This window comes from Streptomyces graminilatus (genome assembly GCF_001418565.1).
Classification (GTDB): domain Bacteria; phylum Actinomycetota; class Actinomycetes; order Streptomycetales; family Streptomycetaceae; genus Streptomyces; species Streptomyces graminilatus.
On sequence record NZ_LIQQ01000184.1, the window covers coordinates 1 to 22,844 of the forward strand.

Consider the following 22,844-nt stretch of genomic DNA (forward strand, 5'->3'; position numbering starts at 1 on the left):
AACAGCGGCAAGGTGCTCGGCATCAAGGGCAATTCGACCGCCCGGTCGGCCGTCGCCGAGCAGCAGACCGACAGCTCCGCCACCTCCCAGGAGTGGAAGATCGGCAAGGTGAGCGGCTCCTCCGACGCCGTCACCTTCACCTCGCGCCGGAGCGGCCAGGTCCTGGACGTCCAGGGCGGCTCCACCGCCGACGGCGCGGCGATCACCCAGTACCCCGGCAGCGGCGCCACCAACCAGCAGTGGAAGCTGGTCAGGTCGGGCGGGTCCGCGCCGGGCGCGGGCGGCACGGCGCAGGCCAGGAGCGGACCGTACGTCTGGAAGAACGCCCAGGTGGCGGGCGGTGGTTACGTCACCGGCCTGGTGTTCAACCAGAAGCAGAAGGGCCTGCTGTACGCGCGCACCGACATGGGTGGCGCCTACCGCTGGGACAACGGGGCCCAGCAGTGGATCCCGCTGACCGACTGGGTCGGCGAGAAGGACTGGAACCTGCTGGGCATCGACTCGGTGGCCACCGACCCGGTCGACCCCAAGCGTGTCTACTTCGGCGCGGGCATGTACACCAACGGCTGGGCGGGCAACGGCGAGCTCCTGCGCTCCACCGACCAGGGCCGCACCTTCAAGCGCACCCGGCTGCCCTTCAAGCTCGGCTCCAACGAGCCCGGTCGCGGCGCCGGCGAACGCCTGGTCATCGACCCCGCGCACCACGGCACGCTGCTGCTGGGCAGCCGCAAGAACGGCCTGTGGCGCAGCACGGACTACGGCGTGACCTGGAAGCAGGTCTCGTCCTTCCCCGTCAAGGACGGCGCGAGCAGCGACGCGGGCATCTCCTTCGTGACGTACGGCCCGGCCGGCAGCAACACGGTCTACGTCGGCGTCAACGACAAGTACACCAACCTGTACCGCTCCACCGACGGCGGCAACTCCTGGCAGGCCGTCTCCGGTCAGCCCACCGGCCAGATGCCGCAGCACGGTGTCGTCTCCGGCGACGGCTCGCTGTACCTGTCGTACAGCGACAACGTCGGCCCCAACGACGTGACGTCGGGCTCGGTGTGGAAGTACCGGCCGTCCGGCGGCGCGTGGAAGAACATCACCCCGTCGCAGGGCAGTTACGGGTTCTCCGGGCTGGCCGTCGACCCGCGCAGGCCGAACACGGTGATGGTCAACACCCTCGACCGCTGGTGGCCCCAGGACGAGATCTACCGGAGCACCAACGGCGGTACGACCTGGAACGCGCTGTCCGAGAAGTCGAAGCGGAACGCCTCGGGCGCCCCCTACGCCGGTACCGCCACCGGGCACTGGATGACCGCGATGGCCATCGACCCCTTCGACTCCGGGCACGTGCTGTACGGCACCGGCAACAACATCTGGGGCAGCAAGGACGTCACCGCCAACGACCACGGCGGCACCAGCCACTGGACCATCGGGGCCCGGGGCCTGGAGGAGACCGCGCTGGCCGATGCCATCGCGCCTCCCGGCAGCACCGTTCTCCTCACCTCCATGGGCGACCAGGGCGGCTTCCGCTACGACGACCTGACCAAGATCCCCTCCGGGGGCCGGCTCAAGAACCCGGAGATGCTCCACAGCTCCGACATCGACTTCGCCCAGGCCAAGCCTTCGGTGATGGTCCGGGTCGGCAGGGCCGGCGCGCAGGACGGCGCCTACTCCACCGACAGCGGCCGCCACTGGCAGGGATTCAAGGGCGAGCCGGTGAGCGGCTCCGACAGCGGCCACATCGCGATCGCGGCGGACGCCTCCGGCATCGTCTGGACCGAGGCCGGCCAGGCCCCGTACCGCTCGACCGACATGGGCGTGAGCTGGTCCCGGGTGGGCGGCCTGGGCACCGACGCCACGGTGGTCGCCGACCGTTCCTCGTCCCGGACCTTCTACTCCCTGTCCGGCGGCACGCTGTACGCCAGCACCGACGGCGGCGCGAACTTCAGCGCCCGCGCCTACAACCTGCCCGACGGCAAGCTGGAGGCCGTCCCGGGTGTCGCCGGTGACCTGTGGATCGCGGGCACCTACAAGGGCCTGCTGCACTCCACCGACGGCGGTCACTCCTTCACCACGCTCGGCTCGGTGAAGTCCGCCTCCGGCATCGGCTTCGGCAAGCCCAAGCCCGGTACCCGCTACCAGGCCCTGTACCTGATCGGCACCGTCAAGAACGTCGCCGGGGTCTTCCGCTCCACCGACAAGGGCGCCACCTGGCTCCGCGTCAACGACGACGCCCACCAGTGGGGCAACTTCGCGGGCAACCCCGTCGTCACCGGTGACCCCGACCGCTTCGGCCGGGTCTACATCGGCACCAACGGGCGCGGTCTCCAGTACGGCGACCCGTCCTGACCACAGCATCTGATACCGGTATCTGATTCCAGCATCCAAGCGGGGCCGCGGGCACAACTGCCTGCGGCCCCGCCGTGGTTGGTGAACTCCTCGGGTACGTCGGTTACTTCGGCCCGCGTGCCCTGTCTTCCGCCCGGACCCGGACCGTGTCGATGACCGCCTGGACCGCCGTCACGAAGTTCTGGGGGTCGTCCAGACCCACGAACTTCGGTGCGAACCGCGCGATGTTGGGGTACTTCTCGGGCGGCAGCGTGAGGTAGTCGGTCTGCCAGGCGCCCAGGTCGGCGTCCCGGAGTTCCGGGGACAGCGCGGCCAGGCTCGCGTCCATGGCGCTGTAGGCCAGCACCAGATCGGCGAAGACCCGGTAGTAGCGGGCGGCTTCGGTGTCGTCGAGGCCGGCCCGGCGCATGCAGTCCAGTTTGCGTTCCACGGACCGGAACTCGTTCTCCCGCCGGGCGGTTCGCGCGGCGGCCAGGGCCCCGACCCGGGGATGGCGCATGAACGCCTCATGGGTGTGGACCGCGATCTGCATGAGGTCGTGGGCCCAGTCGTCCGTGGGCGGCGGGGTGTTGGCGAGCGCTTCCTCGTGCAGGGCGTCGATGAGCGCGAGCAGCAGCTCGTCCTTGTTGCGGAAGTGCCGGTAGATCGCCGTCGGATGGGCGGACAGCTCGCGGCCGAGGGCCTGGAACGTCAGCTTCTCCATCCCGGAGGAGTCCGCGACGCGGAACGCCGCCCGGACGATCAGCTCCTGACTCAGGGTGCCTCGCGGCAACCGGCCACGGTCCGCGCCCTTGCCCGCCCTGCTGCCCGCACTCCTGCCCGTGGCCCCGCCCGTGCTCCTGTCCGCGCTCTTGTCCGTCCTGGCGCCGCTGTCGGTCATGCGTCCTTCCCCCACGTCGTCACTCCCATGATCTCGCACCATGACCTCGCACATGACCTCGCACCATGACTCGTACGGCCGTGTCAGCCCGCGACAGCCGAGCCGTCCGCGCGTGGATCGGTGGCCGCCGCGAGGTGCGGCCGGCCTCCGTCCCCCGGGACCTGCCCGACTGGCTGGACCCCTCGGACCCCTCGGACCCGCCGGACCAACTGACCGTGCCCCACCCCGTCGTCGTCCGCCCCGAGCGACCGGGTCGTGAACCCCGCGCCCTCGATGGCGTGGACACCGGCGGAAGGGACGTCCCGCTCGGTGCTGACGACGCCCGCGCCCTCCGTCACCCCCGCCTCCATGGCTCCGAGGACCCAGCGTGACACCGACACGGCGTGCTCGGGTGAGGAACCGGCGGCGAGCTGGAGCGCCATGTGCGTGTGCACCTGGGGCTGCGCGCGCCCGCCCATCGCACCGTGCGCGCCCACGAGTCGGCCGCCCTCGCGGACCAGTACCGGCATCAGCGTGTGCAGCGGACGCTTCCCGCCCGCCAGCCTGTTGGGCGAGGCGGGGTCGAGGGAGAACGAGGCGCCCCGGTTGTGCAGGACGATCCCGGTCGCGGGATCGAGCAGCGCGGCGCCGAAACCGTGGAACACGCTCTGGATCAGGGAGATCCAGTTGCCGTCCGCGTCGGCGGCGACCACGGCGACGGTGTCGCCGGACGCCTTGCGCTGGGCGAGCAGCTCCACCGCGCTGCCCGCCATGGCGTGCTCGGCGATGTGCTGGGCGTACGCGTCGGACAGCAGATACTCGACCGGGATGTCGGCCCACTCCGGGTCGGCGCAGTGGCGGTCGCGGTCACCGGCGGCCCACGCGAGTACGGAGGCCACCACACCGGCGTCACGGCCCAGCGGGTCGAGCGGTCCCCGGGCGGCGCGCGCCACGTCGAGCGCCTTGAGACCCTGGAGGAAGTAGAGGCCCTGGGAGTTCCCGCCGGCCGACAGGTACTCCACCCCGTCGTACTCGACGGCCAGTGCCCGTGAGAGCTCCACGGTGTGACCGGCGAGATCCTCCTCCGTCATCGCGGAGCCCCGCCCGGCGAGCAGCTTCACCAGGCTCGCGCCCAGCTCACCGCCGTACAGCGCGGCGGGGCCCTCGGCGGCGAGGTGGGCCAGGGAGCGGGCGAGGTGCGGCTGGCGGAGTGTCTGCCCGGCCGCGAGGGTGTCGCCGTCGGCGAAGAACACGCCCAGCATGCCGGGGTCCCGTGCCAGGTTGCCGCTCTCCCGGGCAAGGTCGCCCGCCAGGCCCGGGGCCACGGCCACGCCCTCGCGGGCGGCGGCCTCGGCGGGCGCGAGCGCGGAGGCGAGCGGGCGGGTGCCCCACTTCTCGGCGAGGGTGCCCCATCCGGCGACCGCGCCGGGAACCGTCACCGGCAGGGCGCCGAGGACCGGCATCAGGTCGTACGCCGCCGTCAGCGCCGCCACGTCGATCGCGCGGGGCGAGCGGCCGCTGGCGTTGACGAAGTGGACCTCGCCGTCCGGGGTGCCCACGAGGGCCAGCAGGTCGCCGCCGACGGAGCACTGGTTGGGGTAGACCACCGTGAGCATGGCGGCGGCGGCGAGCGCCGCGTCCACCGCGTTGCCGCCCCCGCGCAGCACCTCGGCCGCGACCTCGCTCGCCACGGCGTGGGGCGTCGCGACGGCCCATTCCCCGCCCTTCGCGGCGAGCGGACGTTCGCTGAATGCGGACATCGTTCCCTTCCCGAATGCGTCGGTAATGCGTGGGTGGCCGTCTGCCGTGCGGCCTCTTTAACCGCCGCGTTACACCGGACTTCTTGACAGTCCCAGAGCGGCGGGCCTAGCTTCCCCTACATAGTCAACGTTATCGACTATGGCATTGACTTGGATAGTCGCGCAACGGCGTGACCTCGCAAAGGGGTTCGGAAATGCCCAGGTCGCTCTCCCTCTCCAGCCGCTCGGTCTCCACACTGACCGGCGCCACCGCCATGGCCGCCATCGCCGCCATGACGCTCACCGGATGCTCGGGCAACGACGCCGGCACCGACACCGCCGCCAAGACGACGAAGGCGTCGGTGAAACTGGCCGCGGGCGCACTCGTCAAGGACGGCCAGATCACCTACTGCGCGGACATCAGCGCGCCGCCGCTGACCTACTACGACGCCGCCCAGAAGCCCGTGGGCGCGGAGATCGAACTCGGGGACGCGCTCGCCGCCGAGCTGGGGGTCAAGCCGAACTGGGCCAACACCAGCTTCAACGGGATCATCCCGGCGCTCCAGGCCAAGCAGTGCGACGCGATCATCACCCAGCTCTACATCAAGCCGGAGCGGGAGAAGGTCGTCGACTTCGTCCCGTACATGTACGCCTCCAACACCATGGTCGTGGCCAAGAAGGACGCCGGGACCATCAAGAGCGCGGAAGACCTGTGCGGCAAGAAGGCGGCCGGGCAGACGGGCACCACCGTCGTCGAGTACCTCACCGCCCAGTCCGCGAAGTGCGCGGCGGCCGGGAAGCCGAAGATCGACATCCGCCAGTTCACCAAGGACAGCGACGCCCTCCAGCAACTGCGCCTCGGCCTGGTGGACTCCTACGGCACGACACTGGAGACCGCCGCCTACGTGCTGAAGCAGACGCCCGACGCCTTCAGCCTCAGCGGTGAACCCTTCAACCGCATCAAGGTGGGCGCCGCGACCCGCAAGGACGACAAGGCCCTGCACGACGGTCTCGCCAAGGCGCTGGCCGCGGTGACCAAGAGCGGCACTTATGGCGCCATCCTCAAGAAGTGGAACCTGACCGGCGACGACATCGCCGGCTGACCCCTTCGGCACACCCGCAGAGAGCAGAGAGAAGACCACGTGACTCACGTGACCCATGCAGCAGTGCTCGCCGACACGGGGCCGCAGACAGGCTTCGACTGGTCGTTCTTCTGGCACTACCTGTCCTCGCCGTCCGGCCTGTTTCTCGACGGGCTCTGGCGCACCGTCTACATCTCGGTCGTCGCCCAACTGCTCGGTGTGCTCCTCGGGTTCGCCATCGCCCTGGCCCAGCGCAGCCGCTTCGCGCCGCTGCGCTGGGGCGGCCGGACCTACGTCTGGCTGATCCGCGGCACGCCGCTGCTCGTCCAGCTCGTCCTGGTCTACAACGGTCTCGCGGCGGCGAACATCTACCGCTTCGGTGACCTCCAGGTCGGCGGGCTCGTCATGCTGGGCGTCGTACAGGCGGCGATCCTGACGCTCGCGGTGAACGAGGCCGCGTACATGGCGGAGATCTTCCGCGCGGCCCTCGACGCCATCGACCCGGGGCAGGCGGAGGCCGCGCAGGCGCTCGGCATGACGCCGGGGATGACGATGCGGACGGTGCTGCTGCCACAGGCGATCCGGATCATCGTTCCGCCGCTGGGCAACGAGTTCAACCTGATGATGAAGTCGACCTCCCTGCTGTCGGTCATCGGGCTCCAGGAGATGTTCCTGACCGTGCAGTCGATCAACTCGGCGACGTTCAAGACCTTCGAGATCTTCCTCGTCGCCGCCTGCTACTACCTCGCGCTGACGACGGTGTGGTCCTTTGTGCAGCGGTTCATCGAGCGCAAACTCGCGGATCCCGGGCAGGTGATCGCCACTCCGTCGCTGCGGGATCGGTTCACCGGAGGCGGCCTCGGCCGTGCCGGCCGCACCGCCGCCCCCGAAGACGCCGTACCCGCAGGCAAGGAGGCCCACTGACATGGAACCGATCACGACGAGGCAGGCCATGGAAAAAGAGGGTCGCGGGGCCGGGGAACTCACCGGACCGGCCGACGCGTCGGTAGTGATGTCCGCGCGAGGGGTGGCCAAACGCTTCGGTGACGTCCGGGTGCTGAACGGCATCTCGATGGACGTCCGGTCTCGCGAGGTCGTGGTCATGGTGGGACCGTCCGGTTCCGGCAAGACGACCTTCCTGCGGTGTCTCAACCACCTCGAACGCATCGACGCGGGCGAGATCCTCATCCACGGCCGCCCGGTCGGCTACCGCCCGCGGCCGTCCGTGTCCGAACAGCCGGTGGAGGAGCGGCCGAAGGTGGTGGCCGAACGCCGCCGCAACATCGGCTTCGTCTTCCAGCGCTTCAACCTCTTCCCCCATCTGAACGCCCTCGACAACGTGGCCCTCGCGCCCACGAAGGTCCTCGGCACACCGAAGGCCGAGGCCAGGGAACAGGCGCGGACACTCCTCGCGCGGGTGGGCCTCGAACACAAGGCGTCCTCGCGGCCGTCGGCCCTGTCCGGCGGCCAGCAGCAGCGCGTCGCCATCGCCCGCGCCCTCGCCATGAAGCCGGAGCTGATGCTCTTCGACGAACCGACGAGCGCCCTCGACCCGGAGATGGTCGGCGAGGTCATCGCCGTGATGAAGGAACTCGTCGACGACGGCATGACGATGATCGTCGTCACGCACGAGATGGGCTTCGCCCGCTCGGCCGCCGACCGGCTGGTCATGTTCGACCAGGGAGTCATCCTGGAGGAAGGCCCCCCTGAGCAGGTCATGACCGACCCGGCCCACGAACGCACCCGCGCCTTCCTGCGCCGCCTCAACGAAGGCGGCTGAACGAAGGCGGCTGAACGAAGGCGGCTGAGCCCACCCGGCTCCGTGTTCTCGACCCCGCCGGGCCCGCGCCGGTCTACCCTTTCGCCGCGGCCCGGCACGATCTGCGAAGCGCCGTGGACAGCGGTCATGCGGGTGAGCGGAGACGAGTACACGATGAACAGCCGTACGGGAGCCGACGCCGACCGGACCAGGACCAGGCGACCGGGGCGGCCCGGCGGCCCGCGGCTCCACCGGACGCGTACGACCGTAGGGGCAGTACGGTCCGTACGCGCCACGGGTGAGTCCGGGCACCCGCCGACAGGTGGCATCGCCGACGCCCCCCTGCTGCCGGAACCCGCCCGGCGCGTCGCCGCCATAAGCGCGTTGCTGCTGCTGGTGAGCGGTGTGATCACGGTGGGCGTCTGGTTCTGCATCACGTTCCAGACCGTCGTCACACCGGTCCTGCTCGCGCTGCTGCTCTCGGCCCTGCTCGGCCCGTTCTACCGGCGGCTGGTCAGGATGAGGTTCAACAAGTCGCTCGCCGCCGCGCTGACCTGCGCCGCCGTGATCCTGGTGATGGGCGGGGCCGCGTACATCGTGGCCAACGCGCTGCTCGACACCGGCGACCAGATCATCAACTCCGTACGGGACGCGGCGAAGGACCTCAGCGACCGCTTCGAGGTCGTCGCCACCTCGCTGGACGAACTCGCCACGAACGCCAAGGACCTGCTGTCCAACTTCGGTGGCACCGCGGTCTCCGGGGTACTGAGCGGTGTCAGCCTGCTCACCGAGATGATCGCCTCCGGAACGCTCGCGATCCTGCTCCTCTTCTTCTTCCTCCGCGACTCCGAGCGGGCCGTCGACGCACTGCACTCCCTGGCGCCGCGCGGCTCCGGCGCGACCCTGGAGGTCATGGCCCGCCGCGCCTTCCGGGCGATCGAGGGCTACATGCTGGGCACGACCATCGTCGCGTTCATCGACGCCGTCTGCATCACCGTCAGCCTGCTGATCATCGGGGTGCCCGGCGCCGTCGGGCTGGGGGCGCTGGTGTTCATCGGCGCGTACATCCCGTACCTGGGCGCGTTCCTGTCGGGCGCGGTCGCCGTTCTCGTCGCGTTCGCGGACGGCGGGCTCAGCACCGCGCTGTGGGTCCTCGGGGTGGTCGCCGTCGTCCAGGTCCTGGAGGGGAACTTCTTCCAGCCGATGATCCAGAGCCGTACGCTCCAGATGCACCCGGCGGTCGTCCTCCTGGCCCTCACCGCCGGCGCCTCCATCGCCGGCATCCTCGGCATGCTCCTCGCCGTACCGCTGACGGCGGCGGCGTTCGGGGTGCTGTCGGAACTGCGGGGGCGGTACGAGGATGAGGTGGACGGGGTGGACGGGGGCACCGGGGCGGTGCGCCGACCGGACAACTCGGGTGCCGTGGGCGGGAGTTCGCAGTCGCCCGCCTGAATCCGGAGCGGAGCGAAGGGAAACGACGCGACGGTATGGAGTCGGCGAGACCGGGTACCGGTCACGGCCGCGCCGCGCGACAGGCCGAGGAGTGCGGCACCGGGTCGGCGTCGTGCCGCAGCGCGTCCCGTAACCGGAACAGTGAGTCCAACTCCGCGTGCTGCGCGAACCGTTGGAGGAGGGTGCCGATGAGCCGGTCGTCGCCCGCTCGCACGGCGCGGACGATGCAGGGTATGCCCGCGCAGTCGTCGGCGCCGTGGGCTTCGGTCTGATCCTGCATGTGCTTCTGCGTGTGCGGCTGCATGTGATTGTCGTAGCACTCCGTGAAGCCGTGCCCGTCCCGCAGTCGCTCGTTCGGGTGAATGGCGTATGCGAGAGGCGTACCGGACGAGGGTTCGGGCGACGCGCGCGAGGCGGTGGTGCCCGCGCTGTCAGCGAAAGGCCCGTACCTGTGCGTGCGAGAACGCCTCGACCGGGTCGCCCTGGAGCCCCCAGGGCCATGGCGTCACCCGTCCCTCCAGCAGGGCGAACACCCGAGCGGCTTCCTCTCTCCGCTCGGCGGCGACAAGGGCGTACGGAATCCGATGCGCGTCCAAGCCCTGTCCAACCCCTGAGGACCCGTGAAGACCCCTGACGGACCGCCTTCGGACGTCAGGGCCGGGGCGTACTGATCAGCGCCCGTCGGCGGAAGTCCCGTGGTGTCTCGCCGTACTCCGCCTTGAACATGCGGCTGAAGTGGCGGCAGTCGAGCAGTCCCCAGCGTGCGGCGACCGCGCTGATCGGCTCCGTCGCCCGCGCCGGACTCGCCAGGTCGCGGGCACAGTGCTCAAGGCGCCGGGTGCGGATCCAGCCGGCGACGGTGAGATCCTGGGCGGCGAACAGCTTGAACAGGTAGCGGCGGGAGATGCCGTGTGCCTCGGCGATCGAGTCGGGCGTGAGATCGGGGTCGTACAGCCGGTTCTCGATATGGGTACGGATACGGAGCAGCGTCGCGTCCTGCGGAGCGGTCAGCACGGACCGCGCCAGCTTCTCCGTGACCAGGGCCGTGACCAGGGCCACCGCGCCGTCCATCAGACTGCCGGCGGCCGGGCCCGTGAAGTCGCGGTGCTGCTCGCTCAGCGACCGCAGGAACGGCCCCACGACCGCCGCGACGCCGTCGTCGGCGGTCATCCGGCGGGCGGTCAGGCCGCGCAGGTCGTCGGGGCGCACGGGCAGCATCGGCCGCGGGAGCAGCATGAGCAGGGTGCTGAAGTCGGTGCCGTACGTGAAGGAGTACGGCCGTGAGGTGTCGCACAGCGCGATGTCGCCCGGCTCCAGCGTGCCGTAGGTGCCGTCCTGCTCGATCACGCAGGTGCCCGCGATCTGGAGGGCGACCTTGTAGAAGTCGCCCTCGCGCGCCGTGTGACTGACCTGCTGCGGTACCGAGCTGACGGATGTCAGATGCAGCGGTCCGAGGCTGTCGATGGCGGCGTACCCGCGGAAGGGACCGCGCGCGACCGGCCGGTGGGCGAGCCCGGTGAAGCGCTGGGACATCTCGTGGTCCCAGTGCTCGAACCGGTCCGCCTGGGCGACGGACTCGGTGGTCACGATCGTTCGCATGGCGTGCTCTCCACCTGGTAGTGGCCTCTCGGCACGATACCTCGCACCGGCTCATCGCGGATTGCCTGCATGTTTCCCTGCGTAACGCCTGATGGGAAGGCGTTCGTCCGGAACATGGCGCAAGAGCGACGCCCGTGCCGCATGCATGTTGTTCATGCGTGTCGTGCATGCAATGGCGGCAACAGATGCACGCCACCGCACTTCGGGGGCCCCGTGCGGGCGCACAGTACTCCCCACCGGCCGGACGACTCCGCCTTCCGCCGTACCGTCCAGTACCGTCCAGGGAGTTCTCGTGACCCAGCAGTCCCCAGGCCCGGAACACCGTACCCACCTCCGGCGGGGCGCCGTGGGTGTGGCGGGCATCTTATTCTTCGTCCTCTCCGCGCAGGCACCGCTCACGGGTGTCGCCGGGACCCTCCCCATTCCCCTCGGCCTGGGCAACGGGGGCGGTGTGCCCGCCGCCTACCTGGTGGTCGGCGTCATGATCGGCCTGTTCTCGGTCGGTTTCATCGCCATGAGCCGGCACGTGACCGACGCCGGTGCCTTCTACGCCTACGTCTCCCGGGGCCTCGGCAGACCGCTCGGAGTCGGCGCCTCCCAGGTCGCCGTGCTCTGTTACTGCGCGGTTCAGGCGGGGATGTACGGCTTGTACGGCACCGTGGTCGACGGCCTGTTCGAGCGGTACGCCTCGATCGACCTCCCCTGGTGGGTCTGGACGCTGGCGACCATCTTCCTCGTGCAGTTCCTCGGATCGCTGAACATCGAGTTCGGGGCGAAGATCCTCGCCGTCCTGGTGGTGGCGGAGACCTCCCTGCTCGTGGTGTTCGCGGTCCGCGAGCTGCTGTCCGGCGGCGGCCCCCAGGGGCTGGATCTCAGCGGTTCCTTCACGCCGGCCGCCTTCCTGGAGGGGGCGCCCGGCGTCTCGGTGACGTTCGCGATGGCCTGCGTCCTCGGCTTCGAGTCCACGGCCATCTACGCCAACGAGGCGAAGGACCCGGCCCGTACCGTCCCGCGCGCCACCTATCTCTCCGTCGCCGTGATCTCCGTCTTCTTCGCCTTCGTGTCCTGGATGATCGTCAGCTACTACGGACCGGACAAGGTGGGGGGCGTGGCGCTGCGGGCGTTGCAGAAGGGCGACGCCACCTCGGTGGTCTTCGACCCGATCACGCACACCCTGGGAACCTGGGCCACCGACACCATGCAGGTGCTGCTCGCCACCTCGCTGGTGGCGGGTGTGCTCGCCTTCCACAACGGCATCAACCGCTACTTCCACTCCCTGGGCACAACCGGCGTCCTGCCCCTGTGGCTGTCCCGTACCAACCGCCAGGGTGCCCCCTACACCGCGAGTCTGGTCCAGACCGTCGTCGCGATCGTGATGGTGATCCCGTTCGCCCTGGCCGGCGCGGACCCCGTACTCACCCTGCTGACCTGGAGCGGAGGCGTCGGTGTCCTCGCCCTGATGCTCCTGTACGTGCTGACGTCCGTCTCCGTCGTCGTGTTCTTCCGCCGGACCGGTCTCGACCGCAGGCCGTGGAACACCCTGGTGGCACCGCTGCTGTCCATCGCCCTGATGCTGGGCGCCGCCGTGCTGGCGCTGGACAACTTCACGACCCTGATCTCCGCGTCCGACACCACCGCGCTGGTCCTCGAACTGACCGTGGTCGCCGTGTTCGCCGGCGGTGTCCTCCTGGGCTACGGCAGGCGGGGCCCGGACGGGACGGACTCCGGGGAGCCGACCGCGGACGCGGATGTGGACGTGGACGTGGACGATCCGGCCACCGACGTGACCGCCTCCGCCTGACGGCTTCCGCCTGATGGCTTCTGCCCGCGAGCCTTCGCCCGACCGGCGGCGCGTCGAAGGCTCGCGGATTCACCGGAGCGTGCACACGCTTCCGCCTTTCCGTGCACGGATCCGGTGATCCGGCAGGAACTTTCCCGCCGATGTCTGGACCAGACCTCGCCCGTCGTTTTTCCTCTACCTACGTAGAAAGAACGGCGAGTGCACTCTTGGAGGAGCAGCATGAGCGCCACACGACACCCCCTCGACCAGCTGACCACCGCCGAGATCGAGGAGGTCCGCTCGGTACTGGGCCGGGCCGGTGTCCTGCGGGACACCTCGCGCTTCGCCTACGTGGGCCTCGAAGAGCCCCCCAAGGGCGATCTGCTCGACTTCTCCGAGGACCGGCAGCTGGACCGCCAGGCCCGTGTGCTGCTGCACGACGTCGGGGGCGCGCCGGGCCGGGACGTCATCGTCTCCCTCACCAAGGGGGAGGTGGTCGCCGACCGGACGCCGGATCCCGTGGTCGACGGGCAACTGCCCGTGCTGGAGGAGGAGTTCGGCATCGTCGAAGAGGTGCTGGCCGGGGACGAGCGGTGGCTGGCCGCACTCAAGGCCCGTGACCTGGACGTGGCCAAGGTGCGCGTGGCTCCGCTCTCTGCCGGTGTCTACGGTGACGAGTACCCGGACGAGGCCGGCCGCCGCATCCTGCGCGGCCTGGCGTTCGTCCAGGAGCACCCGCGGGACCACGCCTGGGGCCGCCCCGTCGACGGCCTGGTCGGCTACGTGGACGTGCTCACCCGAACCGTCGACCGCGTGATCGACCTCGGCCCCGTGCCCATCCCCAACGCATCCGCGAACTACGACGACCCGGCCGTCACCGGCCCCGCCCGCACCACCCAGAAGCCCATCGAGATCACCCAGCCCGAAGGCCCCAGCTTCACCCTCGACGGCAATCTGCTGACCTGGGAGAACTGGACGCTGCGGATCGGCTTCGACGCGCGCGAGGGCCTGGTCCTGCACCAACTGGCCTTCCACGACCGGGACAAGGGCCGCGAACGCCCGATCATCCACCGGGCCTCCATCGCCGAGATGGTCGTGCCCTACGCCGACCCCTCGCCGGTCCGCTCCTGGCAGAACTACTTCGACACCGGTGAGTATCTGCTCGGCCGCTCCGCCAACGCCCTCCAGCTCGGCTGCGACTGTCTCGGGGACATCACCTACCTCGACGCGGTCATCGCCGACGAGTCGGGCCACGCGCGGACCCTGCCCAACGCGGTCTGCCTGCACGAGGAGGACCAGGGCATCCTCTGGAAGCACAACGACCTGTGGGCGAACTCGAGCGAGACCCGCCGCCAGCGCCGGATGGTCCTGTCCTTCTTCACCACGATCGGCAACTACGACTACGGCTTCTACTGGTACCTCTACCTCGACGGCACCATCGAGTTCGAGGCCAAGGCCACCGGAGTCGTCTTCACCTCCGCCCATCCCGGCGGCGACTACCCGTACTCCTCCGAGATCGCCCCCGGCCTGGGTGCCCCCTATCACCAGCACCTGTTCTGCGCCCGCCTGGACATGGCGCTCGACGGTACGGCGAACCGGGTGGAGGAGATCGACGTCGTCCGGGTCCCGATGACCCACCCGGACAATCCGCGCGGGAACGCCTTCACCTACCGCCGTACACCGCTGACCAGGGAGAGCGAGGCGCAGCGCACCGCGGACACGAGCGTCGACCGGGTCTGGCACATCACCAACCCCACGTCACTCAACGTCGTCGGAAAGCCGGTCGGTTACGCCCTTCACCCCGAGGGCAAGCCGGCTCTCCTCGCCGACCCGGACTCCTCCATCGCGGCCCGCGCCGCCTTCGCCACCAAGCACCTGTGGGTGACGGCCTACGATCCCGCCGAGCGCTATCCGGCCGGTGACTTCGTCAACCAGCACCCCGGTGGCGCCGGACTGCCCGCCTACACCGCGGCCGACCGGGACATCGACGGGCGCTCCCTGGTGGTCTGGCACACCTTCGGTCTCACCCACGCGCCCCGCCCCGAGGACTGGCCGATCATGCCCGTCGACCACACCGGCTTCAAGCTGAAGCCGTTCGGTTTCTTCGACCGCAACCCGACGCTCGACGTTCCCCCGAGCGCCTCCGCCTCGCACGGCTCGCCCGGCTGTTGCGCCCACGACGGCGATGAGTGAGATCGCGCTGACGGTCGGCCTGGCAGGGGCTCTCCTCTGCCTGGCCGGCCGGCTGCCCGGGCCTGTCCAGCACTGGTGGCCGCAACTGCTCGCGCTGGGCGGGATGGCGCTCATGGCCGGCCACCAGGTCGCCGCGGGCGCCTGGACCGTCCTGGCCGCCTGCCTGTGGAGCGTCGTCCGGGCGTGTGCCGGCCGGCGGGTCGGGGCCGAGGTGATCGACCTGGCCGCGATGGCGGCGCTCATGGCGCTCATGGCGCTGATGGCGGGCCACGCCGACGGATCCCCCGCGCACATGACCGCCGGCATGACCGCCGACATGGCAGGCGGCATGGCGGGCGGCATGACGGCCGGTCCGGCCGTGCTGACCGCCGTCCTCTGGGTGACCGCACGCGCGGGTCGGATCATGTTCCGGCAGCTGTCGGACCGTACCGGCCGTTCCGACCGTTCCGACCGTTCCTCCGTTCCGAAGGCCGTGCGGTCCACCCCTCTGGTATGGGTGTACCGGGAGTCCGGCGCACCGCTCATGGTCATCGGCATGGTGGCCATGCTCGTATGACCCGCTGACCCGCTGACCCGCAAGCAAGGCGGGCCCGTGACGCCGGAAAGGGAACCCTCATGCCGAAGATCGTCGATCACGACGCCCGGCGGCGTCTGATCATCCGTTCGGTCTGGTCGCTGATCGGCCGCCGCGGCCTGGCCGCGGTCACGATGAGGGAACTCGCGGCCGAGGCCGGCTTCGCCAACGGGGGCCTCGCCCCGTACTTCCGGGACAAGGACGAGATCCTGCTCGCCGCCTTCCAGTACGCCTGTGAGGCGACCGAAGCCCGCCTGGAACCCGCCGTCGCCGAGCGCGGAGGGCTGGCCGCCCTGCGCGGCCTCTGCCACGAGCTGATGCCCCTGGACGACACCAGGCTGCTGGAGGCGCGGGTCGTGGTCGCGTTCTGGGACCGCGCCCTGTGCGACCCGCGCATGTCGTCCGCCCACGAGGTCACGACGGACCGGTGGCGGACGCTGATGCACTGCTGCCTCGCCCAGGCCAGGGCGTACGGCGAGATCACGACCAGCACATCGGACGAGGACATCGTCGAGACACTCTTCGCGGTCGCCGCGGGCTTCCAGGTCCACGCCGTCCTCACCCCCACGACCACCACCGCCGAACGCCAGCTCCAGGTGCTGGAAGCACTTCTGACGTCCTACGCCTGACCGGCGGCGCGCCCGGTACAGGCGAATGCCGCCCTCCCCTTCGCTGGGAGGGCGGCATTCGGCTGTGCCGGCGAGGGAGTCCGGACGTCAGTGGGCCTGTTCGGTGCCGGACTCATGGTTCGGGGCGCAGTGCGAGGCGCCGTGGCCGCCGGGCGGGGGGACGTCCAGTGAGGGGTTCCGGTCGAAGAATCCCGCCGGCTTCAGGGAGAAGCCGACGTAGTCGCACGGCATGATCGGCCAGTCCTCGGGCCGTGGCAGGTGCGAGGTGCCGAAGGTGTGCCACAGCACGACGTCGGTGTTCAGCAGGTCGCGTTCCTGCTTGACCCATTCGCCGATGCCGTCGCCGGGATGCTGGTTGGGGTAGTCACCGGCCGCGTGCAGTTCGGTGGGGGAGTAGCGGGTGACCCACAGGTGGGTGCGGGCGAACTCCGCCCGCCGGGCGAGATCGCTCTCCGGGGCCGCCAGCAGGGTCGGGCCGACGAAGGGCACGAGCTTGTACGCGACCGGTTCGCCGTGGCGGTTGAGCACGCCGGGGTTGGTGACCTTCCAGGTGCGCGCGGTCAGCGGGTCGCACATCCGGCGGCCGTCCCGTTCGTTGCCGATCGGGGTCTTGCGCGCCACGATGGCGTTGCCGTAAGGATTGTCCGGCCCCATCGGCAGGCCGACCGCGTCGACCTCCACGACGGTGTTGTCAGGGCCGTCGACCTCCAGGTCCAGCCGCATGTTGAACAGATGCTGGTGGTTGGGGGCGTCCAGTTGCGGGGCCACCAGGACCCCGAACTCCGGTGTGGCGCCCGGCGCGACCGCCCGGGTCTGGACGATGCCGGTGAGCTTCGCCTCGAACTGGATGGTTCCGTCGAGGTAGAAGTACCAGAAGAAGCCGTACTCGTAGTTGCCGATGGTGTGGATCGCCGACACCACCAGGCGGCGGGAGCGGCGGACCTCGGCCTTGTCGGTGTAGCGGAAGTTCCAGTGCTTCCAGAGGATTCCGTAGTCCTCCTCGTGCAGACAGATCGCGTTCGTCACGGTGTGCGGAACACCCGACTCGTCGCACAGCACCGCGTCCAGATAGCGGATCTCACCGAGACAGTCGCAGCCCAGCGACAGGGATCCGACGGTCTTCCCGAGGTTGTACTCGCCGGCGTCGAAGACGTTGCGGAAATAGAAGTCCTCGCTGGTGTCGCCGTAGGGCACGACCATCTCGCTGATGCTCGCCCGGTGCAGGACCGACCGCCGACGGTCCCCGTCGAGGTAGGAGACGTCGCTGATGACGAGTCCTTCGACGGTGTCGATGTGCGCGTGCAGCCGCCACCGCTGCCACTCGATGACGTGTCCGTCCAGCGTGAACGACGGTCCGTCGGGCTGGGTGATCTCCAGCGGGCGCAGATCCGTGCGGAGCGGGCCGACGCTGCCGACGTCGTAGTTGCCGCTCTCCGGCGGGACGGGAATCGGGTCGCCCTCGATGATCGCGGCGACGGACCGCTCGTTGCAGTCGATGACGAACACCAGATTGCCGACCGGCCGGGCGTAGCCGTTGTCCTCCGTGAAGGTCCGCACATACGCGCTGGCCCGGATGATGCGCCGACGCGCGTCGATGCCGTCGATGGGGAGCGTTCCCGTGGACCAGGGATCGATCTGCAACAGGTCCAGGTCGTGGACTCCGTGCCGGGTGAGAGCGGCCACGGCCCGGGAATCCTTCTTCACGATGTCGTCCAGGGCCATGATCTCCTCGATCATGATGGCCGGCTGGATACCCGGAAGATGAGTCCAGGACGTGAGGGTCCCGGTGGTGAGGTCGACACGTGCCTCATAGGTGGCGGTCTCGGCGCGGTCGTACACGACGAGGAACGCCGACCGGTGGAGCGGGGAGCCCGGACCGTGGTCGCGCACCGACTGCTTCTCGGGGTGGTCGAGGCGTACGAGGGGGAAGCGCGGGGCCGTCAGCTCCGGCTTCCCGGCCCGGACGGCCGCGACGGCCGCCTCGATCTCCGAGGCGGACAACGGGTCGTACGGGTGGGTCGGGGTTGACTGCTGGGACATGCTGATCGTCTTCCGGTCGACGGCTGTTCGGACAGCCGGGTCGGGCGTGGGGCCTTCTGTTCGGCCTGTTCGGCTATCCGTTCGTGCTGGTCAGCGGGTGGGCCTCGGTGACCGGGGCCTCGATGTCCGGGCGCCCTTGCCGACGGAGGGCGAAAACGGCCCAGATGACGCCGAGCACGAGCCAGATGCCCAGCGCCGGTGCCACGGTGTCGAGCGGGCTGGTCGCCTTGTAGAACGATCCGAACACGGCTCCGGCGGAGACGAGGATCCCGGCGGTGGCGGCGATCACCAGCTTCACCCGGTTGACCTCGTGCCAGAGCCCCTTGGCGCCGGCCGCGCTGACGACGAGATACATCAGCGCCAGACCGGTGCCTCCGAAGCCCGCCATCCAGCCGAACATCGGTGACCACTCGGGCTGTAGAACACCTGGTTCCCCGGTGGCGAGGGAGAAGATCCCGTGGTTGACCCGGACCAGGACGATGGCGATGAGCGACACCACGCCGAGCAGCGCCGCGCCGCCCACGGGTGTGTAGAACCGGGGGTGCACCTTGGCCAGCGGAGCGGGCAGCCTGCCGGCGCGCGCCATGGAGAGCATGCCGCGGGTGGCGGCGACGCCGACTCCGATCGCGACGGCCAGGACGTCGAGGATGATCAGCACGGCGACCGCGTCGCCGAACGCGGACGAGCCGAACTCGCCGCCCGAGGCGAGTGTCTGGAGCGGGAAGACGCTGTTCTTCCACGCCGTGCCGTCGAGGCCGAAGCCGATGTCCTGGGCGTAGGCGGTGATGACGAAGTACACGCCGACGATCGTGAGTGACAGGAGCACCGCCTTGGGGACATGCCGTTTCGGGTCGTCGGTCTCCTCGGCGAGGTTGGCGGCCGACTCGAATCCGATGAACATGTTGATGCCGTAGAGCACGCCGTAGAGGAGGTCGAGGCCGCTGATGGAGAACGGGTTGAACGGCTTGGCCGACAGGCTGTGCCCGCCGTGGCCCCCCTTGAAGATGATGTAGAGGGAGAAGGCCAGCACGACCGCGGAGGAGATCAGCACCAGCGCCAGCTGGGCGTTGACCGAGAACTGGACGCCGATGACGACGATGACCAGCACCACGACGAGGTAGACCAGCGCGAGCGGCCACCAGGGCACGTCGATGGAGAAGGCGGTCTGCAGGAGCGACTGCGTGAGACCGCCGAGCACGAGGAAGGTCGCGGCGCCGAGGATCAGCATGGCGCCGTAGTACACCCAGCCGGCCACGATGCCCACGCGCGGCCCGGCGCCGTCGCAGACGTATTCGTACAGCGAGCCGCACAGGTGGATCCGCTTGGCGTACTGGGCGATGATCCAGCCGGCGCCGAATATGCCCACACCCGCGACTATTATCGCCAGCGGTGTCGCGACGCCCGCGCCGCGGCCGGTGGCCGACAGGCCGACGATCAGCGGCAGCAGCGCCGCGACCGAGAAGACCGGTCCCATGAAGCCCACCGATTGAGCCAGGACGCCGGTCATGGAGAGTTTGGCGCGCCCGAGAGACTGATTGTCTGGAGAAGCCATCTGTCCGCTCCCTATGAAGGGGCCGTGGAACGCTGTACGATTTTCGTACACGCTGTTCGCTATTGGGCAGATCGTGGGCTCAGGGAGCTCCCGTGTCAACCATTTGGCGTGTTAACTCTGGATTCCGGTCATCGGCCGGACACCTTGCCCGCCGCCGCAGACCGCCCGGGGCAGGCCGAATGAAGGTGTGCCGACCGCCCGGGGCGCGCCGAATCGGGGCACGGCGAAATCCGGTCACGGCGAACCCGGGCACGCCGAACCCGGGCACACCGAATCCGGGCACACCGAATCCGGGCACACCGAATCCTGGTATGCCGATCAGCCGCTCGGCGCGGCTGCGTTCATCGGTGGTGGTGGGTCCGGCTAGCGGCTGCCGGACATGTCGAAGCCGGGTGCGCCGGTGAGCCGCTGAGCCGCTTGGGTGGCCGCGCTCGTCACCAGGTCGCCGACGGCGGGATCGGGCGCGTTGGCGCCGATGCGGACGATGCCGAGGCTGGCGGTCGGCCAGTCCGAGACGCGTATCGGGGCCGCCACACCGACGGCGCCCTCCTGTAGGGCGCCGACGCTGATGGCGTAGCCCTGTCGGCGTGCGAGCAGGACGTCCTCCGTGTCGGAGGAGCTCGGCGGCCGGCCGGCGAGGATCGCCACGCCGTCCGCGCCCACAGTGAGCGGGTGCCGCGCGCCTTCCCGCATCGCCAGGTGCATGGTGCTGTCGGGCGGCTCCGCGGTGAGCAGGACCAGAGCCTGGTCGCCGTCGGCGACGGTGAGGAGCGCGGTGCTGTTGGTGCGCTGGCTCAGCTGTTGCAGGATCGGCAGCGCGACGCTCTGAAGCCTGGGCCGCAGTCGGCTCGCCAGCTCGGCGAGGCCGACTCCCAGGACGTAGCGCGTGTCGAGGCGGGTGACGAGGTTGTGGACCTCAAGGGTGCGCAGCAGGCGGTAGACGATCGCGCGCGCGGCCCCGATGTGCCCGGCGAGTTCGGCGGCGGTGAGGCCGTCGCTGTGCTTGGCCAGCAGTGCCAGCACGGTCAGTCCGCGGTCAAGGGTCTGTGATGTCTCGCCGCTTGAACTCACTCGTGCCGCCTTCCCCTCGGGCCGATCCTGATGCGCCGGCTCATGCTGTCACGTTTTCCGAATGCTCATACCCTGCCGGATTCGGCATGATCCCGGCGAACTGGTACCGGCCCGTCGCCGCCGCCCCCTATCACGACCCTTGACTGCTCGCACCAACTCACGTAGCGTCCGACTATCGCCCACTAGAACGGTAATCGTACATGTCGAAGCGTGCAGAGGCGGAAGAGCTGGCCAGTTCGGTGCCCTCGGTGCCGTACGTGGCGGGAACATGGGACACGGCCAAAGCGGCCGGGACCTTTGATGTGATCGACCCGGTCACCGAACGTGTGCTGGCGACGGTCACCGAGGCGGACGCCGCCGACGTCGACCTCGCGGTGTCGGCCGGGCACTCCGCGCTGGACGGCGGTGAGTGGGGCCGAATGGACGGCGCCGCGCGCGGTGTGCTGCTGGGCCGGCTCGCGGACCTGCTCGACTCGCGCGCGGAGGACTTCGCGAATCTGGAGTCGCTCGAGGTCGGCAAGCCGGGTATCGAGCCCCGGGTCATCGACCTGCCGCAGGCCGTGCAGACCTTCCGGCACTACGCCGGGTGGGCGGACAAGATCGAGGGGCGCACGATCCCGACCCCGGGATACATGGGCCGCAAGACCTTGAGCTACACGGTCCGCCGGCCGATCGGTGTCGTCGCGGCCATCACACCGTGGAACTCACCCACGATGATCGGGTCCTGGAAGATCGCGCCCGCCCTGGCCGCCGGCTGCGCCGTCGTGCTGAAGCCGGCGGAGGACGCGCCCCTGACGTCGTTGCTGCTCGCGCGGCTCATCCACGAGGCCGGGTTCCCGCCGGGCGCGTTCAGCGTCCTTCCCGGCCGGGGCGCGACAACGGGCAACCTGCTCATCGAACACCCCGGCGTCGACAAGATCTCCTTCACCGGCAGCCCGGAGACCGGGCGCGTCGTCGCGACCGCGGCGGTCAAGGGCTTCCGGCCCACGACGCTGGAGCTCGGCGGCAAGAGCCCGCAGATCGTCTTCGCCGACGCCGACCTCGACGCGGCCGCCGACGGGGTGGCGCTCGGGATCTTCGCCAACCAGGGCCAGGTCTGCGCGGCCGGCAGCCGCATCCTGGTCGCACGCTCGGTGTACGGCGAGTTCGTCGACCGGCTCGTCGCCCGTGCGGAAGCCGCCGTGCTGGGCGATCCGTTCGATCAGGGCACCACGATGGGCGCGCTGATCAACGCCAAGCAGCTCGAACGGGTCGCCCGCTACATCCGGATCGGCCGGGACGAGGGCGCCCGGCTCGTCGCAGGCGGCGGGCGACCGGACCGCAGCGGGTACTTCATCGAGCCGACCCTGTTCGCGGACGCGTCCAACGACATGACCATCGCCCGGGAAGAGATCTTCGGCCCCGTCGGCACCATCATCGCCTTCGACACGGACGACGATGCCGTGGCCCTGGCCAACGACAGCGACTTCGCTCTCGCCGCGACCCTGTGGACCTCCGACCTCACCCGCGCGCACTCGGTGGCACAGCGCGTCCAGGCCGGCGCCGTCGCGGTCAACGGCTGGTCACCCCTGGACCCCCGGCTTCCGTGGGGCGGATCGAAACTCAGCGGCCACGGTCGCGAACTCGGCCGCGCGGGCATCGAGGCCAACACCGAGGAGAAGACGGTGACGGTCGTCCTGTGAACCCCGTCCCCCGGGCTGCCGCCCAGCCGAGCCGCAACATCCCGAACATCCTGAAAGGCATGTCGTCATGACCGCTCACATACTTGTCGCCTACTACAGCGCGACCGGCTCGGTCCACCGCCTCGCCGAGGCCGTCCGGGACGGCGCAGCCTCGGCGGGTGCCGAGGTCCGCCTGCGCCGGGTGGCCGAACTCGCGCCGGAGGAGGCCATCGCGGCCAACCCGGAATGGGCCCAGCACCGGAGCGACACCGACGCCGTAGAGGTGGCCACTCTGGAGGACCTGGAGTGGGCCGACGGATACGCCTTCGGCACCCCCACCCGATTCGGCGCCCCGGCCGCCCAGCTCAAGCAGTTCCTCGACACGGCCGGCGGCCTGTGGCAGGAGGGCAAACTCGCCGACAAGCCCGTCACGGCGTTCGTGTCCTCGGCCGAGCGGCACGGCGGCCAGGAGTCGACCATCCTGTCGCTGAACAACGTCTTCTACCACTGGGGC

The 22,844-nt window shown here is 70.0% G+C and carries 19 protein-coding genes; 12 read left to right on the top strand and 7 right to left on the bottom strand.

Translation table 11 applies throughout. The annotated features are described in order from the left end of the window. Window positions 1–2,340 (top strand): RICIN domain-containing protein (locus AOK08_RS17050; RefSeq protein ID WP_055526462.1); only part of this gene is annotated, 2,340 nt, incomplete at its 5' end. A gap of 103 nt (window positions 2,341–2,443) precedes the next feature. Here the strand turns inward: AOK08_RS17050 and AOK08_RS17055 are convergent. Then, a complete protein-coding gene (locus AOK08_RS17055; protein ID WP_055526464.1) occupies window positions 2,444–3,220 on the bottom strand; it encodes a TetR/AcrR family transcriptional regulator in 777 nt (258 codons plus the stop codon). A gap of 83 nt (window positions 3,221–3,303) precedes the next feature. Then, window positions 3,304–4,959, bottom strand: coding sequence for a gamma-glutamyltransferase family protein (locus AOK08_RS17060; RefSeq protein WP_055526466.1), 1,656 nt, complete (start codon window positions 4,957–4,959; stop codon window positions 3,304–3,306). A gap of 194 nt (window positions 4,960–5,153) precedes the next feature. On the opposite strand from AOK08_RS17060, the gene AOK08_RS17065 reads away from it, so the two are divergent. From AOK08_RS17065 to AOK08_RS17080, 4 genes are all read left to right on the top strand, one after another. Continuing rightward, window positions 5,154–6,041 (top strand): ABC transporter substrate-binding protein, encoded by an 888-nt coding sequence (locus AOK08_RS17065; protein WP_055526467.1) that lies wholly within the window; start codon window positions 5,154–5,156, stop codon window positions 6,039–6,041. A gap of 48 nt (window positions 6,042–6,089) precedes the next feature. Continuing rightward, a complete protein-coding gene (locus AOK08_RS17070; protein ID WP_063794069.1) occupies window positions 6,090–6,944 on the top strand; it encodes an amino acid ABC transporter permease in 855 nt (284 codons plus the stop codon). A 28-nt stretch (window positions 6,945–6,972) separates the two neighbouring features. Continuing rightward, window positions 6,973–7,800, top strand: a complete 828-nt coding sequence (locus AOK08_RS17075) for an amino acid ABC transporter ATP-binding protein (protein WP_055526484.1) — start codon at window positions 6,973–6,975, stop codon at window positions 7,798–7,800. A 126-nt stretch (window positions 7,801–7,926) separates the two neighbouring features. Further along, complete coding sequence (locus AOK08_RS17080; protein WP_241826978.1) at window positions 7,927–9,231, top strand: AI-2E family transporter; 1,305 nt, start codon at window positions 7,927–7,929, stop codon at window positions 9,229–9,231. A 61-nt stretch (window positions 9,232–9,292) separates the two neighbouring features. On the opposite strand, the gene AOK08_RS17085 is transcribed toward AOK08_RS17080, so the two are convergent. Continuing rightward, complete coding sequence (locus AOK08_RS17085; RefSeq protein ID WP_055526469.1) at window positions 9,293–9,535, bottom strand: hypothetical protein; 243 nt, start codon at window positions 9,533–9,535, stop codon at window positions 9,293–9,295. Between the two features lie 58 nt (window positions 9,536–9,593). Here AOK08_RS17085 and AOK08_RS45785 point away from each other — a divergent pair, with 58 nt between their 5' ends. After that, a complete protein-coding gene (locus AOK08_RS45785; RefSeq protein WP_157876703.1) occupies window positions 9,594–9,845 on the top strand; it encodes a hypothetical protein in 252 nt (83 codons plus the stop codon). Window positions 9,846–9,882: 37 nt separating this feature from the next. On the opposite strand, the gene AOK08_RS17090 is transcribed toward AOK08_RS45785, so the two are convergent. After that, window positions 9,883–10,830: an AraC-like ligand-binding domain-containing protein gene (locus tag AOK08_RS17090; RefSeq protein WP_055526470.1), complete on the bottom strand. Its 948-nt coding sequence runs from the start codon at window positions 10,828–10,830 to the stop codon at window positions 9,883–9,885. 352 nt (window positions 10,831–11,182) lie between these two features. Between AOK08_RS17090 and AOK08_RS17095 the strand changes: the two genes are divergently transcribed. The 4 genes from AOK08_RS17095 to AOK08_RS17110 all read left to right on the top strand — a co-directional run bounded on the left by AOK08_RS17095 (window position 11,183) and on the right by AOK08_RS17110 (window position 16,006). Further along, window positions 11,183–12,631 (top strand): APC family permease, encoded by a 1,449-nt coding sequence (locus tag AOK08_RS17095; RefSeq protein WP_241826979.1) that lies wholly within the window; start codon window positions 11,183–11,185, stop codon window positions 12,629–12,631. Between the two features lie 219 nt (window positions 12,632–12,850). Beyond that, a complete protein-coding gene (locus tag AOK08_RS17100; protein ID WP_055526471.1) occupies window positions 12,851–14,803 on the top strand; it encodes a primary-amine oxidase in 1,953 nt (650 codons plus the stop codon). Further along, complete coding sequence (locus AOK08_RS17105) at window positions 14,796–15,359, top strand: hypothetical protein (RefSeq protein ID WP_055526472.1); 564 nt, start codon at window positions 14,796–14,798, stop codon at window positions 15,357–15,359. Before AOK08_RS17100 ends, AOK08_RS17105 begins: the two co-directional genes overlap by 8 nt. A gap of 59 nt (window positions 15,360–15,418) precedes the next feature. Then, a complete protein-coding gene (locus tag AOK08_RS17110; protein ID WP_055526473.1) occupies window positions 15,419–16,006 on the top strand; it encodes a TetR/AcrR family transcriptional regulator in 588 nt (195 codons plus the stop codon). An 87-nt stretch (window positions 16,007–16,093) separates the two neighbouring features. Here the strand turns inward: AOK08_RS17110 and AOK08_RS17115 are convergent, their stop codons facing one another. From AOK08_RS17115 to AOK08_RS17125, 3 genes are all read right to left on the bottom strand, one after another. After that, a complete protein-coding gene (locus tag AOK08_RS17115; RefSeq protein WP_055526475.1) occupies window positions 16,094–18,046 on the bottom strand; it encodes a primary-amine oxidase in 1,953 nt (650 codons plus the stop codon). Between the two features lie 73 nt (window positions 18,047–18,119). Continuing rightward, window positions 18,120–19,598, bottom strand: a complete 1,479-nt coding sequence (locus AOK08_RS17120; protein WP_079054077.1) for an APC family permease — start codon at window positions 19,596–19,598, stop codon at window positions 18,120–18,122. Window positions 19,599–19,961: 363 nt separating this feature from the next. Then, a complete protein-coding gene (locus AOK08_RS17125) occupies window positions 19,962–20,669 on the bottom strand; it encodes an IclR family transcriptional regulator (RefSeq protein WP_063794072.1) in 708 nt (235 codons plus the stop codon). A 200-nt stretch (window positions 20,670–20,869) separates the two neighbouring features. On the opposite strand from AOK08_RS17125, the gene AOK08_RS17130 reads away from it, so the two are divergent. Next, window positions 20,870–22,351: an aldehyde dehydrogenase family protein gene (locus tag AOK08_RS17130; protein WP_055526480.1), complete on the top strand. Its 1,482-nt coding sequence runs from the start codon at window positions 20,870–20,872 to the stop codon at window positions 22,349–22,351. 67 nt (window positions 22,352–22,418) lie between these two features. Further along, a partial coding sequence (locus AOK08_RS17135) for an NAD(P)H-dependent oxidoreductase (RefSeq protein WP_055526482.1) occupies window positions 22,419–22,844 on the top strand: 426 nt, incomplete at its 3' end.

Coding starts and splice junctions, on each gene's coding strand:
- AOK08_RS17055 (WP_055526464.1), bottom strand. CDS start 3,220: ATGACCGACAGCGGCGCCAGGACGGACAAGAGCGCGGACAGGAGCACG.
- AOK08_RS17060 (WP_055526466.1), bottom strand. CDS start 4,959: ATGTCCGCATTCAGCGAACGTCCGCTCGCCGCGAAGGGCGGGGAATGG.
- AOK08_RS17065 (WP_055526467.1), top strand. CDS start 5,154: ATGCCCAGGTCGCTCTCCCTCTCCAGCCGCTCGGTCTCCACACTGACC.
- AOK08_RS17075 (WP_055526484.1), top strand. CDS start 6,973: ATGGAAAAAGAGGGTCGCGGGGCCGGGGAACTCACCGGACCGGCCGAC.
- AOK08_RS17080 (WP_241826978.1), top strand. CDS start 7,927: ATGCGGGTGAGCGGAGACGAGTACACGATGAACAGCCGTACGGGAGCC.
- AOK08_RS17085 (WP_055526469.1), bottom strand. CDS start 9,535: ATGCAGCCGCACACGCAGAAGCACATGCAGGATCAGACCGAAGCCCAC.
- AOK08_RS45785 (WP_157876703.1), top strand. CDS start 9,594: ATGGCGTATGCGAGAGGCGTACCGGACGAGGGTTCGGGCGACGCGCGC.
- AOK08_RS17090 (WP_055526470.1), bottom strand. CDS start 10,830: ATGCGAACGATCGTGACCACCGAGTCCGTCGCCCAGGCGGACCGGTTC.
- AOK08_RS17100 (WP_055526471.1), top strand. CDS start 12,851: ATGAGCGCCACACGACACCCCCTCGACCAGCTGACCACCGCCGAGATC.
- AOK08_RS17105 (WP_055526472.1), top strand. CDS start 14,796: ATGAGTGAGATCGCGCTGACGGTCGGCCTGGCAGGGGCTCTCCTCTGC.
- AOK08_RS17110 (WP_055526473.1), top strand. CDS start 15,419: ATGCCGAAGATCGTCGATCACGACGCCCGGCGGCGTCTGATCATCCGT.
- AOK08_RS17115 (WP_055526475.1), bottom strand. CDS start 18,046: ATGTCCCAGCAGTCAACCCCGACCCACCCGTACGACCCGTTGTCCGCC.
- AOK08_RS17120 (WP_079054077.1), bottom strand. CDS start 19,598: ATGGCTTCTCCAGACAATCAGTCTCTCGGGCGCGCCAAACTCTCCATG.
- AOK08_RS17130 (WP_055526480.1), top strand. CDS start 20,870: ATGTCGAAGCGTGCAGAGGCGGAAGAGCTGGCCAGTTCGGTGCCCTCG.